The following is a 15,240-nucleotide window of genomic DNA, read 5'->3' as shown; positions in this document are numbered from 1 at the left end:
AACTATTTACTCTCGGCACACCTTAAAAACCATCCGGTTGATTGCTTTGTTGAACGAAGCCGCTACGCGGCAGATTCAGCTATAGCGCAGGTAGCGTCATAATCCCACGTCCGTTATAAACAATACTTTCTCTACACGCCCAAGCCGGAGCGTGACGACTAGAGGAAGATTGTTATGAACAAAGCACAGCAACTCAAATTTGAATCACTGTACCAAGAGCATATTAACGCATTGCGGCGGCAAGGCAAGGCGGCTACGACTATCGATGTCTATGCCCGCGCTGTGCGCCGAATTACCGCGTTTTATGATCGCTGCCCAGATCGTCTTAGCCAAGAACACCTGAAGGAGTATTTTAGCGCTTTGGTGCAAAGCCATTCGTGGAGTACGGTCAAGGTGGATCGCAATGGCTTGCAGTTTTTCTACAAACACATTCTCAATAAAACCTGGGTATGGGTGGATATCGTTAAACCACCGCAGAAGAAAGTCTTGCCCGATATTCTTACACGCAGCGAGATCGAGCGACTGATTAACGGTGCGCGCGAGCTGCGTTATCAAACCTTTATCCTCACCGCCTACAGCATGGGTTTGCGCTTAGGTGAAGTGTTGAGCTTACAGCCGGGCGATATTGATAGTGCGCGCATGAAAGTCCATGTGCGCCAAGGCAAAGGTAAAAAAGATCGTTTTGTTACCTTACCTACTGCAAGCCTGCTGGCGCTGCGCAAGTATTGGGTCACCCACCGCAATCCACAGTGGCTGTTCCCCGCTGGTAAAAACCCCGAAGCTCGTCATAGCGCAGAGCGCAGCATGGATCGCGGCGGGCTGCAAAATGCATTTAAGGTGATAGTAAAAGACTGCGGCATTCACAAAGCCATTACACCGCACAGCTTGCGCCATTGTTACGGTGCACATTTGGTGGAAGCGGGTTTAAATTTACGCGCAATACAACAGGAGATGGGGCATGAATGCCCCAAGACAACGGCGCTTTATACCCAGCTGAGCGACACCGCCAATCAACACACGGATAGCCTGATTAATACACTCATGGATGGCTTAACGTTGACGCTTGATGGTGAGGTGTAGCATGAAGCTAGCAGCAATCTGTCAGCGCTACCTGTGCGCGTTTAAAGCCCGCCATGGGCACCACACTACGACTGATGAATGGTCGGCACTCAACGCCATCCTCGGCTGCCGCACGGGGCAATACGGTCATCTTGTTCTGTCCTGTAACGGCTGCCATCAACCGGCGCTGTGCTATCAATCCTGCGGCCATCGCGCCTGCAATCAATGTCAGCATCACAGCGCCAGCCAATGGCTGGCCCGGCAGCAACGCAAATTATTACCGGTAGATTATTTTATGGCGACCTTCACCCTGCCCAGTGAGCTGCGTGAACTCGCCAAGGCAAATCCTAAAAAAATCTACGCACTGTTGTTTGACTGTGCCGTCAGTACGCTCAAGGATTTTGGTTTGAATAAAAAATCCTTTGCAGCGGAATTGGCGATGACCGCCGTATTACACACCCACACGCGACGACTCGACTATCACCCGCATGTACACATCATTATTCCCGGCGGCGGCGTTCAGGCAGAAGGCGCAACGGCACTGTGGAAAACCATCAACAAACACTACCTGTTTAATGGCCGCGCGCTCGCGCATGTCTTTCGTGCGCGCTTACTAGCCGCGCTTCGCACCGGCGGGTTTAGGGTTCCCGACACACCTGAAAAATGGGTGGTGCAATGTCAAGCGGTGGGGCGAGGCTTACCCGCACTGCAATATCTTTCGCGCTATCTCTACCGGGGCGTCATCAGCGACCAGAATATTCTTAGCAATGATGGCGAGACAGTGACCTTTCAATATAAGGACAGCAACACTGGAAAGATGCAAACACGAAAGCTGCGTGGCGAAGACTTTATGGCGCTAGTGCTGCAACACACCTTGCCCAAAGGCTTTCGCCGTGCACGCGACTACGGTTTTCTACACGGCAATGCCAAACGTTTGTTGCAGCGCGTGCAGTGGGCACTAAACGTTAGGATTCCTACTCTCGTACCCAAACCAAGACCACACTTCACCTGCACGAAATGCCAAAGTGTGATGTCGATTGTGAGCTTTATCCGGCCGCGACCTGCGCCGCAATAAAACCGGGCGCAGCAAACACAGCCATTCATGTAACGCGGAGGGAAGAAAAAAGACTTATGGGATAGTGTAAATTTTTATCGTCGACACAGGCGAGGCAAATACTCGCCCATCAAAAATGCGAGCTGTGACCAGCTCGCTCCTTCCGCTGAAAACCCAAGAATATATTTCCTATAGAGAGACGAACGAGACCGGGCTTGTTCAACAATGGGATAGGTCGCGGCTGCGCGCGACATATCCTTATTTGTTAGGCATTTTTTTCAAATTCAGCTGCCAATAATGCCATGGTTTTTAGGGTTTCGTGTACTTGTTTGTAGATGCTTTTTTCTTGCTCAATATTCATGGCAGGCAATGTTGCAAATAAAACATTACCTCGCTGCTCGATATTCTCGCTAAGCTTTGGATAGCTCAGCATAAATAATGGTTGTTTTTTTAGTTTGGCGTATAGAGATATATGGTATGAGCAATAGATATAATTAAAAGGTACAAGGGCTATAGATATTTTGTAGCCATTAAAATAGCCGCTTACGGACGTATTTTTACACTCTTCCCATTGAACCTCTGATTCCAATTTTTTAGTTATATTCGATAGGTCTTTTTTAGGTTCTGAGTTAATTTTATTAATAAATTTAAAGCATAAAAAGCCGATTAAAATAGATAGCAGTGCAACTATTGAAATGGCCAAAATTTCGTTCATAAGATTGCCTAACAGTTTATTCAACGGCCCGGGCCGTATATCTCCGGGTGCCGGTGAAAATTATGGGCGACATAGCCCTTCCAAAACAAGGGCTTATGCTACCACTAAAAATATATTTGTAGATATACGGTTCAATAAATTCGGAGATATACGGCCGACAAAATGCTTGCTGTTTGCAACTCTGGTGCTATATTCCACCTAAAGGATTACTACGCTTAGGTGCATTATGGAAAATGTTAAAGTCCCTCTCCCGCCAAAACCCACAAAATTCTTGGATCAATTCCGCGCCTTTATTCGCTTAGATGGCAAAAGTTATGCCACAGAGAACACTTACGTCTATTGGGTTCATTAATACATTTTGTTCAACAAAAAGGAACATCCTTCCAATATGGGACCCCGACATATCGAGGCCTATTTAACCCACCTTGCGTTGACTGCGAACAATGCACCGAATACGCAGAAAACGGCCTTAAACGCCATCATGTTTCTCTATAATCGCTTTTTGAAACAGCCTGTTGAAGCACTTAATTTTAAATACGCCAAAAAGCCACAAAGAATTCCCACCGCAATAAATTGGTGGCTGTCCTTATTTGCTTTTGTCCTTATTTGCTTTTGTCCTTATTTGCTTCGATTGGCCGAAAAGCCACCAGCACTGCTCCAGACGTCGAATGACGTGTTCGCATATCACCATGGCGCTATCACAAATCGATGCTTTTTCTTTTCCCATAAAAAATCCCGCGTACTTTTCAATACGCGGGATTTTTTTTACCGGTAGAGACTGAACTAAACGTCTGGCTTGTCTTTCTTGGCACTCAACTGACCAAAAAGTTGTTTTGTTTTTTGGGCCGCCTTTTGCCAAATTGGTTGGCGCGTCACAGCAACAACATTCACTTCGGTAGGTGCAGGTACATTTTTGGCGATGACATCCATGCGGTCTGCGGGAGACTGGGAAATGGAGTTTAGTGCGCGGTCTACTAAGTCTACGCTTGAGCTTGCCTCCGTATCCGCCTCTGCACTGCCACCTTGTGGCTGAGCTGTCGATATGTTTTCACTCGCACTTACGGGCGCCGTTACGCTTTTAGCTGGCTCCTCTTCGTCTGGCAAATCAAGCTGCAGCGCTTCCGTTTCTTCTACAACGGCTGCTTGCTCATCAGCAACTGTCTTTTCATTAATCCCTTCTGACTCAAGTTCTATTTTCTCTGCGTCTTTATTTTTTGCGCTCTCTATTTCAGCTTCATCATCTTCTGGCAGCTCATGTTCTTCATGGAACAATTGATTGGCGGGCTTTTCTGGTTTTTTCTCTGCCTTCTTTTCCGATTTCTTTTCAGGCTTCTTATCGGATTTATTTTCAGGTTTTTGGTCGGTTTTCTTTTCCACTTTTTTATCAGTATCCGGCTCAGACTTTTCTTGCGGCGTTTCAGCGGCGTTTAATTCCGTAGCAGTAGCGGCTGATTCAGTGTTGTTAGCCACGGCTTCAGAATTTTGAACCGAGCTATCACCCTTGGCGATTACCTCTTCTTTTTTATTTTTTATGATTTGCGTGGGCGATACCAAGCCTATGGCGACTTGATCTTCTTGGTTTTCCTCTGTTGGAGTTTCGTTTTTGCCTGTCTCCTCTTTTGCCACACCCTCTTTTACAGCTCCTGAATTTACATCTTCAGACTTCACTGCGTCGTTTTTGTCGCCTTTAGTGTTGGTGACAGCCAATGCTGCCGCAGCTGCACTTAAGGGCGCCACATTTTCCGCTACCAACCTTGACGCTGTAGTCTCTGCAGGCGTTTGAGTATCTGTCGTGTGCGCTATGCGCCGAGCAGAATCGTCCTCTTCGTCTTGCTCTGCCTCTTCATCAGAACTTTCATCATCAGCGTCTTCATCATCTGGACCTTCATTGGCCTCACCTGCAAAGCGGAAGGCGAAGGTGGCAATGGGCGGGCCCATGGTTTCAAATACGGCAACAGCGCCGAGCACTATGGCACTGATCATACTGGCGTGCTCGGGAAACATGTTGCTGGCGGTGAGCGCCAAACCAATGGCCAAACCCGCCATAGGTATGAGCAACATACCGCTCGCGATTCCCTTGCGCAGCGGGCGACGGTAGAGCGCCGTTATACCAGCTACACCGAGTACTTTTGCCAAGCTGCGGGCTACAACCAAGGCCAATACCAAGGGCGCAAAATCGAGCAGCTCTTTCATATGCAAGCCTGCACCGGCGAACACGAAAAGTACGATAAAGAATAATTCGAACGAGGGACCGAATTGGATATCAGACACCATGGATTCGCGTTCAATACTTTTTACGACTATGCCAATGACCAGGGCGCAAAACAGCATGGAGAGTTTTAATTCATTGGCCAAGCCTATTGCGACCATGATGGTGCCTATAACGAGAGCTAACTTATATTGCGTGGCGGAGTGCGTGCGCTGGGCTATGGCATGCAGACTTAGGCCTAACACTATACCGAGCACGGTTGAACCAAGCAGTGTGTAAAGCGGCTGAAAAAATACGGTAGACCAGTTAAAGCCAGACGAGTAAAGCAGCATCGATAAGGCGGCAGAGAAGGCGACAAACGATAATAGATTGTTGAGTGCTACCAGTGTTTTGCCGGTTTCTGTTGCTACGCCCTTAGCACCCACTTCGTGGGCAACGTGCAAGAGCACCGCTGGCGATGAGGAAATGCTAATGGCGGCGATGAGTACACACAGCACCGTGGGAATTCCAAAGAGTGTTAGCAAATAAAACACCACCCCAAAGGTGGCCAAGCTTTCCAACAGGGACGCAAAGATTAACCCGGGGGAGCGCCAGAGCATTTTGAGGTCGAGCGATAAGCCTAAGCGATAGAGAATGAGGGCGAGGGCTATGTCGATAAGAATACGGGCCTCACTGATCATGTGATAGCTGAGCAAACCCAAACCGCTGGGGCCAGCCAAAAAACCGACCAACATGAAACCGGTAATACTCGGCAGCCAAGAAATTTTATGGGCGGCATAGCCACCTATGGAGCCAATAATTAACATCAAGCCAAAGGCGATGTGAGGGGTGATATCGAGGGGCCAAACGGGTAAATAATTCATAATTTCACTCAAAATATTTTTGTTCTAGTGTTGCGCTTAAACATTGCGGATTAAACATTGCCGCTTAAAAATTGTTACTAAAATTGTCGGGTTTAAATAGCGTTAATTAAGTACAGAACCGCCAATAACGATAAGGTTCACAGGAAGGCGACATCACACCTGTAAACCAAACAATTTTGCCAGCACAGGCGTTATTTCAGCCTCCGCCAAGTGTCGCTCGGTAACTGCGCCGTATTCTATCTGCTTTAGCTTGTCACCGACCAATATATTGCGCCCTGCTGGCGTGTGTAATACGACCAATAACTTTTGTACAAAGATAGTGTCGGGATGGGTGGAATTCATATAGTTGACCGGCATGAAGTCAATCCACTCCTGCGGATACAGGTCAAAACTGAACTGATTCACCCAAGCATTATCCATCCAAGCTTGTACCACATAGTCGCGGCCATTAGGTTGCAGCAACTGAAAACGATCGTCATCTTGCTGCAAAATTTGCTGGCATTGGTGCAGGCCTATGGGGGCTCTTATCCCATAGCTACCAAAGCCTAGATCACAAATCCACTCTTCACCTTCCAGCTTTACCAGTAGCACCATGTGTGTTTTGGGGCGGCGACTGGGATAAAACATGGGCCTTGCGCCCAGCAGTTCATAGTCAATACCGAGGGCTGCGAGCGCCATGGCAAAGAGCCCATTGACTTCGTAGCAATAACCACCGCGCCCTTGGTAGACAATCTTTTCAACTATGTCTTCAGGCACCAGTGAAACGATTTTACCCGCCTGCACATCGAGGTTTTCGAAAGGCACACTAAAGAGCTGAGCGCGCATAAGCTCACGCAAACTGGCGACATCGGCTCGGGCTTCGCCCACAAATCCTATACGCGCTAGATAATCCTTAAATATAAAGTTAATTGCTTGCATGTTATTTGCCTCATCAAAGCCATTTCTTTAAATTGCACCCCGATATGACGCACCTACCATTCCGGCAGAATAAGCGGCAGGGGTACTAACGGCAGCGAGCTTCCATTACATCTAGCCTGTGCACTATATTCACACCCATGTTGGCAGCAAGGGCATATAACGCCCGCGCAAAATCGTTGTAATACTAGGTTCGACCAACGTTTTTCAGCACACAATAAAAAAAGGGTGACCTGCAGTCACCCTTTTTCCATTATTGATCACTCTCAGATTATTTATACAAATCGGGCAATTCATTTTCAAACATTACACGATCACTTTGATAAAACTTAATAAAATCATCCGCTAATGGATGCCCTTTGTAAGGTGCGAAGAATTCGTCTTTACCCTCGCGTGCTTTGTACGGATTCCGCCAGACCAATAAGTACGCAATACGCTTTGCATCGGGGTCCGCCTGCAATGGATTTAGCATGCGCTCAGTCCACCAATTCTCAATAGTTTGGTTCATATTACCGGTTTCGGTAAGCGCTGGGACCTTTCCTTTCTTTTCTGCCAATTGCACAACATTGCGAATACTGGTCACCATATTTGCTATTTGCACTTCCGTAGGCTCTTTGTTCCAAGTGCTGCCCACGTCCCAATAGTTATCAAGGCCAAGAATATCAACATAACCATCGCCCGGATAACCCCACTCATAATCGTGCTGGAAATTAGCGAGGTCGATGCGGCTGCGGTCGGGTGAATATGCATAAATTAAATTATGTATACCTTTTTGATCACGGAGATACTCAACGGTAAAGCGGAACATAGCACGATAATCCTCTTCACTGGCGTTGCCCTTACCCCACCAAAACCAGTCGCCTGTTTGTTCGTGCCAAGGGCGAAAAATAATCGGAATAGGATGAGTTTGACCATTGGCATCTGTATGCACTAAGTCTTTAACAAATGGGACAAACGTGTCCAAATATTGTTTAAATAACTCATGCTTAGCACCGCCGGGGATAATATCATGCACCGTGGCGGTTTTATCCCACGAGTTGCCGCCCGAAACTGGGCTGTACATGTGCCAACTGATGCTAATCACCGCACCGCGCGCATATCCCGCCTTAATCCAACCTTTCATTTTTTCAAAGTTAACCGCATCCAAATTAGCTTCGTGCCCCAACTCTAAACCACCCAATTCCCAGCCATACACGGCAGGATTAGAGCCAGTTACATCGCGTATATCGGAGCGATCCATATCGCCCTCCCACTCATAACCATAGGCTAGGGAGTCTTCATGCCCAAACAAAATATGCGTTTCACGCAAGGTATTAAGGTTATTGTAAAGTGCGCGAGTTTCTGGTGTGGCCTGTGGGTCTACCATACTTAATAAAGCCGGCACTGGGACAACCTCCACCGCTGGTGCGGGAACAACTGGCGCGGGTGCCTGTGCGATAGCTTCTTTTTTATTGCAGCCCGCAAAGAGGCCTACAACCAAGAAAAGGCCCACCACAAGGGCCGACTGACGATAAACTTTAAACATTGAGTGCTCCTGTAATTACATAAAAATTTACTAAATGTGCGTTAATACTAGCAGTAATTTTTTTACGGCCTGAGTTTTTGACACTTCTTGGGAGTTTTCGAACAGTTGGTGCCACAAATATGGAGCAGAATTCTACCTTTGTCGATAATTCACCCATCAAGTCGAAATTTTCACCGACCAGTTTTAGCTTTCTCAGCATTTATATTGAATGGCGCCAGACACTTCTTACTTGGCGGTTACATTACATTGCTGAAATCAATATCCTGAGCACCTAGTATTTTGCGCGAGGCTTTTTCTATGCAATCCCCCCTATTTATCTGGCTGATGGTTATCGCCAGCACCTTCTTTTGGGGCAGCAACTTTAATGCGGGCCACGCGGTAGCTGATGCGGTTAGCCCCTTAACGGCGGCTGCGGAGCGCTTTGCCTTGGCAGTGGTGATGTTTTTAGTGCTGCGTGCAGTTCACGGTAAGGCGGAATCACAACTTCAGTGGCGCGATGGCTTGGTATTGGGAGCGCTTGGTGTCGGCGGTGTGTTTGGCTTTAACTTTGGCTTTTTTACTGCACTGCACACCACCTCTGCCCTCAACGCGGCCTTGATTATGGCGCTCTCCCCCATGCTCTCACTGTTATTTTCCGTGTGGTTGCTGGGTACCCGCATTCGCGGCTTTCAGTATGTAGGTATAGCGCTGGCCTTTGCGGGCGTAAGTTTGGTGATTACGGGCGGCGATTTTAGCCAACTAAAAGTTGCGATTGGCGATGCTTGGATGCTGGGCGCCTGTGTGGTCTGGAGCCTTTACAGCGTGGCCACCAAAAAGTTCGCCAGCCACATTCCCTCGCTGCAGTTTGCCCGCTGGACCGTGAGTATAGGCGCGCTCGCCTTGGCGCTCGCTGCACTCTTATTGGAGCAACCGCTGCAGGCGATCCCTCAACTCAGCTGGGAGACCCACGGCATTCTCTTGTATATGTCGCTGTGCGGAACCTTTTTGGCCTATATTTTTTGGCTCAAGGGCGTTTACTTTTTAGGCCCAGACAAGTCCGCCATCGCCTTTAATTTGGTGCCGGTATTTACCCTGATCGTGAGCATCATGCTCGGCACCTTGCCCAATGGCATTCAAATAATGGGGATGCTCTTGGTGTTGGCGGGCGTCTTTACCTCAAGCGGATGGAAGCCTTCCGTCGCGCGCTTTGCGCCAGTGAAAAGCAGGATCTAGCAATGCAAATGCGAAACACCATCAAGATCACATCATAAAAAAAGCCAAGCCTCTTCATAGAGGCTTGGCTTTTTTACTGGGGCCGAAACACAGCCCCAGTGCTTATCAATAATATTTAGTGCTGAATAATTTTACTCTGGGTCCAGCCGATATCTAAGGCTAAACCTGGTTCGCCATTTTCCAATTCAGCAGCAGGTTGAACGGTTTTTTGAGCGCTCGCCGTTACGCCACAGCTGCCAGAGGTGCGATAAGCCAGTGCCGCTTTGAGCAGGCGCTCTTGAGTATCACCCAAGTCATGATTGAGGTCGTCTTCTAGCAGGCAACCCTTTACCTTGTCTTTGCCATTGTCGCTGGCGCTGGGAATAAAGCCATCGCTGTAGTCACCAAAACCCTTAGCGTTTATACCGCTAAATTGAATGGTGGAATAGGTGGTGCCGCAGTTGTCCGTAGAATAGAAACCATAGGGCTTACCGCAGGTTTGACCACCGATCAAAATCACTTCCACCCCAATACCACGCAATCCATTAATAATGGATTCACTCGCCGAACAGGTAGAACTGGTAGTGAGGATAAAAACGCGGCTCAGGTTCAAGGTCGGCAGGTTTAGCAAGCGGGTTGAACCATAGACACCAGCCGATTGGAAGTTAAATGGATCATCGGGTGAGAACTTGTCGTTAAACACCAGCTGTTCAAATACCTTACCCTTAGATTTACTGCCGGCGATCATATAGCCCAATTCAGCGGCAATTTGCAGCAAACCGCCACCGTTGTAGCGCATATCTAACACCAAGTCGCTCACACCTACCGCCGCGAAGTAATCAACAGCGTTGTAAAGCTGCGTTTCTGCCAATTGAATATGGCTATTAAACACCACATAACCGACATCGCTTGCGCCTACCGTTATCAGCCTGCTCATGTGAACGGGGCTGGTAGTCACATCGGCTGACTGCAGGGTTACTGTTTTGCGGATACCGGTTAAGCTTTCAATACCAAAAGTATGAACTTCGCCAATATCACTGGGGAAAAGCCCGCTGTTTAACGTATCTATACCGTTGCTCGTATTGTCGCTCACCAGATCAACACCATCGACGCTAACGATTTTTATTCCGCGCGTCAAACCAGCATTTTCCGCAGGCGAGTTTGGCTCCACATAGCCTAAACGCAGCTCGCGCGGCGGGGTATTTTTCACAAAGCGCAGCCCTAGGCCATAACCAAACACGCTGCCGCCTATGTACTCTGCCTCTACCTCTGCAGTTGGGCGAGTGTAGTGATACTTGTCCTTGCGTTGACCGTTAGAGGTTAAGTCGAAGGTGACGAGGTTTTCAAAATAATCCTGCGGCGATAAAGAATTGTTGGGGTTGGTGTCTTTAATTTCCTTGTACCAAAGATAGGTTTCATTGCTCCAAGAGCGCAGCCAATTTTTCTCATCGAGCCAGGTGCCTTTTCTGTCGGGATAAGGAATAGAGGTCACTGGGCTTTGTCCGACGCGCGGCTTTAAGCAAAGATTTTTGAACTCATCAGAGTCTTTGAATACACCTGATTTCCAGCTGTTGGTAGTTGCGCCACCTGAGCCGCTAGTGACTAAATTGTTGATTGAGCTACCGCCACTCCCACCTCCGCCACCACAGGCAGAAAGTGCGCCCATGCAGAGTGCAAGCGACCAGTATCCAAATGATTTACGCACTGTTTGGCACGCGCGTATTGCCGAGGGGATTTTTTTTGCTGAAGACAGAGTTTTCACAGAGGGTTCCTTTTTTATACATTCCACTTTATTTATGCCTGTTTGTGCATTTGCTATGCACTCACCTGAAGCCTAAGGCTTGGCGAAATACGCCGATTATACATCCACAAAGACGAAGCAAAGTGCCTTACGGAGTCTGGACAAGAATAATACACAGGAGCGACTAAAGCCATGAACCCTTAGGCGCAAATGCCAAAACGCCTATGATTGGTGAGCGGCATGGGGATTGAGCGCATGCGGCTCAGGGATAAGATGATATTAGAGTTATATTTTGGGGCTGTGTTAACTATATCGAGATACCCTACAATCAAACCCGTCGTTATAGCCACATGGGTGGTGTTAGTCCAGAGGTGCTTGAGCGTGCCTCAAGATGAACTCTGGGTTTACCTATAAAACATAGGAAGCCCAAGAAGGCTCCTTCTCTAAACAACTCAAATGATAATTATTGCTTTCGATCTTCATAGCCCTCCTGTTTCCCGACGGGTCAATATGAGTAATAGTGCCTCCCTCATGACCGAACCTGGCTGATGGTTTTTCTGCAACAACAGACGCTCGAGTCACTTTAAAACTCACAACAATAAACTGGTAGAGCGCTAAAAAACAATTCTGTAGATTGCGTCGGCAACAGAAATTGTTTTGAAGGTAGATGTTTCTATTATAATTTTTTCGGTAAAAACAAAACCATTTTTTCGCTCTTCCCGAAAAATAGTTGTTATTCTTGCGCGGATATAGGAATTTGTTTTTAACGGCTGTAAAAATCTTACGTTGTTAATGCCGGTGTTGATAATGAGCCTCGGTTTAGCTGTGCAAAGGTCATGTATATTTCGCTGCGCACTGAGCAATGGGATAAGCGACAAGATTAAAAAACCATGGGCTACCGTCGAATGATAGGGTGATTCAATGGCAGCGCGGGATGGGTCAGTGTGAATCCATTGTTCATCCCCAGTTACCGAAGCAAATGCATTTACCATTTCTTGCGACACAAGCATCCATTCACTAACAAAAATATTGGGATCAACTTCACATTCCGACACAGCATTTTTAGCATTAATTAGTTCAGGCTCGAGAACCCGTGGGGCCGCAACAAAAAACCTACTTCTGTAACTTTCAAAATCAAAAATATTATTGCGAGTATTTTCCACAATTAAAGATCTATAGTTTTTTATTTGGTGCGATAAATATTCTTCAAAATCAAGCTTTTGTTTGGCAAGCCTGTTTTTTGTCATGATTAATTGCTCTATGACGCGCATTTCAAATCTCCAATTTATCTCGTCTCGTAAAACTCAGTGCATAATTCACGTTAGCTCCAGCTCTGGCACATTGAGAGCAGCAGAACCTTTAGCGGGCTCCTTTTCTACAATACGACCCTGCTCTAATTTTAATAACCGATCACAACAGCTGAAGTAACGGTCATCGTGGCTAATAGCAATGACGAGTTTATTTTTTCTCTTTAAATCAGGTAATATTTTTGTGTAAAAATAATGTCTAAAATGGGCATCCTGGTCTGCGGCCCATTCATCAAAAATACAAATGGGTGAGTCTTCCAAATAGGTATGCAGTAGTGCCAAACGTTTTCTCTGTCCATGCGACAAACGAATCGTAGATAGCGTCCCTTCCGTCGAGCTTACTTTTTTGTCAAGCTCCAGCTGAGTCAGGTGCGTCAATATATCGTCATCACTTGCGAGCGAGCCAGTACCATCGAGCACTTGTTTAAAAAGATAGAAGTCAGAAAATATAGTGGAAAACAACTGGCGATAATCGCTAACATCAGCGCTATAATCAATTTGCTGGTCGTCGACAAAAATTTTACCTGCACTGGGCGTATAAAGTCCCGTCAACAGTTTTGCAAACGTAGATTTTCCGCTGCCATTACCACCGGTAATAAAAATAATTTCTCCACGCTTGAGGGTCGCACTAAATGGGCCTACAGCGAAATTGCCATATTCATCCGACTGTGTCGGTGCGTAGCGGTAGTATATATCGCTAAGTGTTATCGATTGCCAATTGCTGTTGATTTTCTTGTTCTCGCGGTGTATTGACTCATTAAATGCCAGAGACTTGTCAGTGGTTTCACCCAATATATTTTCAAACGTGGCGACACCTTTGTAACCCACACTAGCATCAGCGAGACTACTGAACGAATCGATAACAAACCCCAATGGTCCTACCATAAAAATAAAAACTAGCATCACACTGACTAAGGTTTCAATTTTTAGTTCTGGGAGCAGCCAGCTTGCAAAAAACATCAAGCTCACCATTGCCATAAAAATAAAAGCATTACTAATATTGGATAAGAATGCAAAATTCAACTGACTTTTTATGCTGTTATTTTTAGCCAAGGAAATAATTGGGAGCAATAGGGTCCGATAGAAGAATTGTTTACGATAGACACGAATATTCAATTCCTTGCTGCCTTCCACTAATGTTTGGTAATGATCAAATAACTCGTCATCATTTTTTCGCAGCGCGCTGAGGAATTTCGATGCTCGCTGCAACAGTATCCGCACAATAAAAATCGCGGCCGTAATGACAACCATTAACAGCCCCAATAGTTGAACGGAAAGATAACCAATGTAACTCAGACATAAAAAAACCAAAGATATGTTGTAAGCATATTCAGGCAAGACAGCTATGCCTCTGCTGATGCGAGCAATATCACCGGTGAGGGTAGCGTAAATCCGATGCCCCCCAATGCGTTCTAGGCCTTCAAAATCCGCCTGCAAAATCCGGCCTGTGAGGTTCTCCCGCAGTGTGGCAACCACATTAGCGCTCAGTCTAGCCAATAAGTATTGAGCCAAAATCCCAACAGAAACCATTGCAACTATGAGACTCAACAACAACAAAAACTCATCCAACGGTGGGCGAAATTTATTAAATGATTCAATTTGCCGGTTCAATAACGCCAACACACTTATACCGAGTGCAGCACCTGCCAAGCTAAATAAACAGGCCGCAATCAACATTAACCGATAACGTTTTATTACTAAAAATACCATGCTGTTTTCCCTACGCGGTTAACGGTTCTTCAGTGGCATAGACAAATCCCAGTGCGTCTTTTCCTGAGTCGACGGGATTCCCTGCCAGCGAATAAAAATATTGCAAAACTTCAAATTCGCGATCGCCGGCCGCATCATTCGCGAGATAATCAAAATACTGCCTGGCTCCCGCGCTGTGAACAAAATTCCAAGTAACCGATATTGAATCTTCTGTCACTACCACATCATGTAGCCAGCCATGCGGGATAAAGAGCATCTCGCCAGGCGAAATGGTCCCCGAAAAGTCTGGCACTGCACTGACTCTCCCGACATCGTTTTCTCTTATGTCAATGAATCCGCCGAACGAACTACCATCTTTATTTCTAGTCAACTCAGCGGAACGCTCGGGTTTAAAAAGCGCAAACTCCTTCACACCGTAAAACTGATTTACAATTGCATCACTGCAAAACGGATCCCGATGTAGGCGCGTTCGCGCGCCTTTTGCCGCAATCAGGATACCCCGGTAGGGAAACACGTCATTAACTGGATCGTATTGTTGTTGCGCGTCGCCGATAGGCACTAGGAGATTATTCTTAGGAATACAGCTCGGCAAGGACCAATACGGACTCATTCGCTTAAAAGCTTCATCGCCCCAAGCAAAATCTACGTCTTTCAGGCGGTTATACCAACGCACATAAGGAACGTTTTGGTTTTTGGGTAACTGTTTCCCGAAATGTTTGTTGAAGTAACTGCTTAGGCTATCAATGTCCTGCAGATCAAACAGCGCATCATATATTTGGGCTGACAAGTCCCCGACAATATTTTTGAGCGAGTGCGGTGTCCAGGCCTCTTCATTAAAATCAGTATGTTTGATAATACATGGTTGATTGCCTGCTATATGTTCTTCAATAAATACTGCTTGGGATAAGTCGTTACTTTCATAAATTTTCATAGCGATTCTTTCTTTTTTAA

12 protein-coding genes are annotated in these 15,240 nt (G+C 46.6%); 4 read left to right on the top strand and 8 right to left on the bottom strand.

Translation table 11 applies throughout. From position 1 onward, the window contains the following. Nucleotides 1-174 precede the first annotated feature (174 nt). The gene (locus AC0KUT_RS04190) at nucleotides 175-1,080 is read left to right on the top strand and encodes a tyrosine-type recombinase/integrase (RefSeq protein ID WP_488833756.1); all 906 of its coding nucleotides are present in this window, start codon (nucleotides 175-177) and stop codon (nucleotides 1,078-1,080) included. 1 nt (nucleotide 1,081) lies between these two features. After that, entirely contained in the window at nucleotides 1,082-2,134 is a 1,053-nt protein-coding gene (locus AC0KUT_RS04185) for an IS91 family transposase (protein ID WP_488833754.1), read from the top strand. A 244-nt stretch (nucleotides 2,135-2,378) separates the two neighbouring features. Here the strand turns inward: AC0KUT_RS04185 and AC0KUT_RS04180 are convergent, their stop codons facing one another. Beyond that, nucleotides 2,379-2,828, bottom strand: a complete 450-nt coding sequence (locus tag AC0KUT_RS04180; RefSeq protein ID WP_488833752.1) for a hypothetical protein — start codon at nucleotides 2,826-2,828, stop codon at nucleotides 2,379-2,381. A gap of 388 nt (nucleotides 2,829-3,216) precedes the next feature. Here AC0KUT_RS04180 and AC0KUT_RS04175 point away from each other — a divergent pair, with 388 nt between their 5' ends. After that, nucleotides 3,217-3,603, top strand: coding sequence for a phage integrase N-terminal SAM-like domain-containing protein (locus tag AC0KUT_RS04175; RefSeq protein WP_488833750.1), 387 nt, complete (start codon nucleotides 3,217-3,219; stop codon nucleotides 3,601-3,603). 8 nt (nucleotides 3,604-3,611) lie between these two features. Here the strand turns inward: AC0KUT_RS04175 and AC0KUT_RS04170 are convergent, their stop codons facing one another. From AC0KUT_RS04170 to AC0KUT_RS04160, 3 genes are all read right to left on the bottom strand, one after another. Continuing rightward, a complete protein-coding gene (locus tag AC0KUT_RS04170; protein ID WP_488833748.1) occupies nucleotides 3,612-5,900 on the bottom strand; it encodes a cation:proton antiporter in 2,289 nt (762 codons plus the stop codon). A 153-nt stretch (nucleotides 5,901-6,053) separates the two neighbouring features. Further along, nucleotides 6,054-6,818 (bottom strand): arylamine N-acetyltransferase family protein, encoded by a 765-nt coding sequence (locus AC0KUT_RS04165; RefSeq protein ID WP_488833746.1) that lies wholly within the window; start codon nucleotides 6,816-6,818, stop codon nucleotides 6,054-6,056. Between the two features lie 268 nt (nucleotides 6,819-7,086). Next, complete coding sequence (locus AC0KUT_RS04160) at nucleotides 7,087-8,340, bottom strand: glycoside hydrolase family 26 protein (RefSeq protein ID WP_488833744.1); 1,254 nt, start codon at nucleotides 8,338-8,340, stop codon at nucleotides 7,087-7,089. A gap of 297 nt (nucleotides 8,341-8,637) precedes the next feature. Here AC0KUT_RS04160 and AC0KUT_RS04155 point away from each other — a divergent pair, with 297 nt between their 5' ends. Further along, nucleotides 8,638-9,552: a DMT family transporter gene (locus tag AC0KUT_RS04155; RefSeq protein WP_488833743.1), complete on the top strand. Its 915-nt coding sequence runs from the start codon at nucleotides 8,638-8,640 to the stop codon at nucleotides 9,550-9,552. Nucleotides 9,553-9,667: 115 nt separating this feature from the next. On the opposite strand, the gene AC0KUT_RS04150 is transcribed toward AC0KUT_RS04155, so the two are convergent. The 4 genes from AC0KUT_RS04150 to AC0KUT_RS04135 all read right to left on the bottom strand — a co-directional run bounded on the left by AC0KUT_RS04150 (nucleotide 9,668) and on the right by AC0KUT_RS04135 (nucleotide 15,220). Then, nucleotides 9,668-11,293, bottom strand: a complete 1,626-nt coding sequence (locus AC0KUT_RS04150) for a S41 family peptidase (RefSeq protein ID WP_488833742.1) — start codon at nucleotides 11,291-11,293, stop codon at nucleotides 9,668-9,670. A gap of 593 nt (nucleotides 11,294-11,886) precedes the next feature. Beyond that, entirely contained in the window at nucleotides 11,887-12,543 is a 657-nt protein-coding gene (locus AC0KUT_RS04145) for a MaoC/PaaZ C-terminal domain-containing protein (RefSeq protein ID WP_488833740.1), read from the bottom strand. 45 nt (nucleotides 12,544-12,588) lie between these two features. Further along, a complete protein-coding gene (locus AC0KUT_RS04140; protein WP_488833738.1) occupies nucleotides 12,589-14,289 on the bottom strand; it encodes a cyclic peptide export ABC transporter in 1,701 nt (566 codons plus the stop codon). A gap of 10 nt (nucleotides 14,290-14,299) precedes the next feature. Continuing rightward, nucleotides 14,300-15,220 (bottom strand): cupin-like domain-containing protein, encoded by a 921-nt coding sequence (locus AC0KUT_RS04135; protein ID WP_488833737.1) that lies wholly within the window; start codon nucleotides 15,218-15,220, stop codon nucleotides 14,300-14,302. Between the last annotated feature and the right edge of the window lie 20 nt (nucleotides 15,221-15,240).

The sequence above is a fragment of the Cellvibrio sp. 25HG11W-0 genome, assembly GCF_057815475.1.
Note: the sequence above shows the minus strand (reverse complement) of the source record. Positions and strands in the feature narration are given on the sequence as shown.

Excerpts from the sequence above, each read along its gene's own strand:
- AC0KUT_RS04155 (WP_488833743.1), top strand. The coding sequence starts at position 8,638 with ATGCAATCCCCCCTATTTATCTGGCTGATGGTTATCGCCAGCACCTTC.
- AC0KUT_RS04190 (WP_488833756.1), top strand. The coding sequence starts at position 175 with ATGAACAAAGCACAGCAACTCAAATTTGAATCACTGTACCAAGAGCAT.
- AC0KUT_RS04140 (WP_488833738.1), bottom strand. The coding sequence starts at position 14,289 with ATGGTATTTTTAGTAATAAAACGTTATCGGTTAATGTTGATTGCGGCC.
- AC0KUT_RS04180 (WP_488833752.1), bottom strand. The coding sequence starts at position 2,828 with ATGAACGAAATTTTGGCCATTTCAATAGTTGCACTGCTATCTATTTTA.
- AC0KUT_RS04175 (WP_488833750.1), top strand. The coding sequence starts at position 3,217 with ATGGGACCCCGACATATCGAGGCCTATTTAACCCACCTTGCGTTGACT.
- AC0KUT_RS04135 (WP_488833737.1), bottom strand. The coding sequence starts at position 15,220 with ATGAAAATTTATGAAAGTAACGACTTATCCCAAGCAGTATTTATTGAA.
- AC0KUT_RS04165 (WP_488833746.1), bottom strand. The coding sequence starts at position 6,818 with ATGCAAGCAATTAACTTTATATTTAAGGATTATCTAGCGCGTATAGGA.
- AC0KUT_RS04185 (WP_488833754.1), top strand. The coding sequence starts at position 1,082 with ATGAAGCTAGCAGCAATCTGTCAGCGCTACCTGTGCGCGTTTAAAGCC.
- AC0KUT_RS04160 (WP_488833744.1), bottom strand. The coding sequence starts at position 8,340 with ATGTTTAAAGTTTATCGTCAGTCGGCCCTTGTGGTGGGCCTTTTCTTG.
- AC0KUT_RS04145 (WP_488833740.1), bottom strand. The coding sequence starts at position 12,543 with ATGCGCGTCATAGAGCAATTAATCATGACAAAAAACAGGCTTGCCAAA.
- AC0KUT_RS04170 (WP_488833748.1), bottom strand. The coding sequence starts at position 5,900 with ATGAATTATTTACCCGTTTGGCCCCTCGATATCACCCCTCACATCGCC.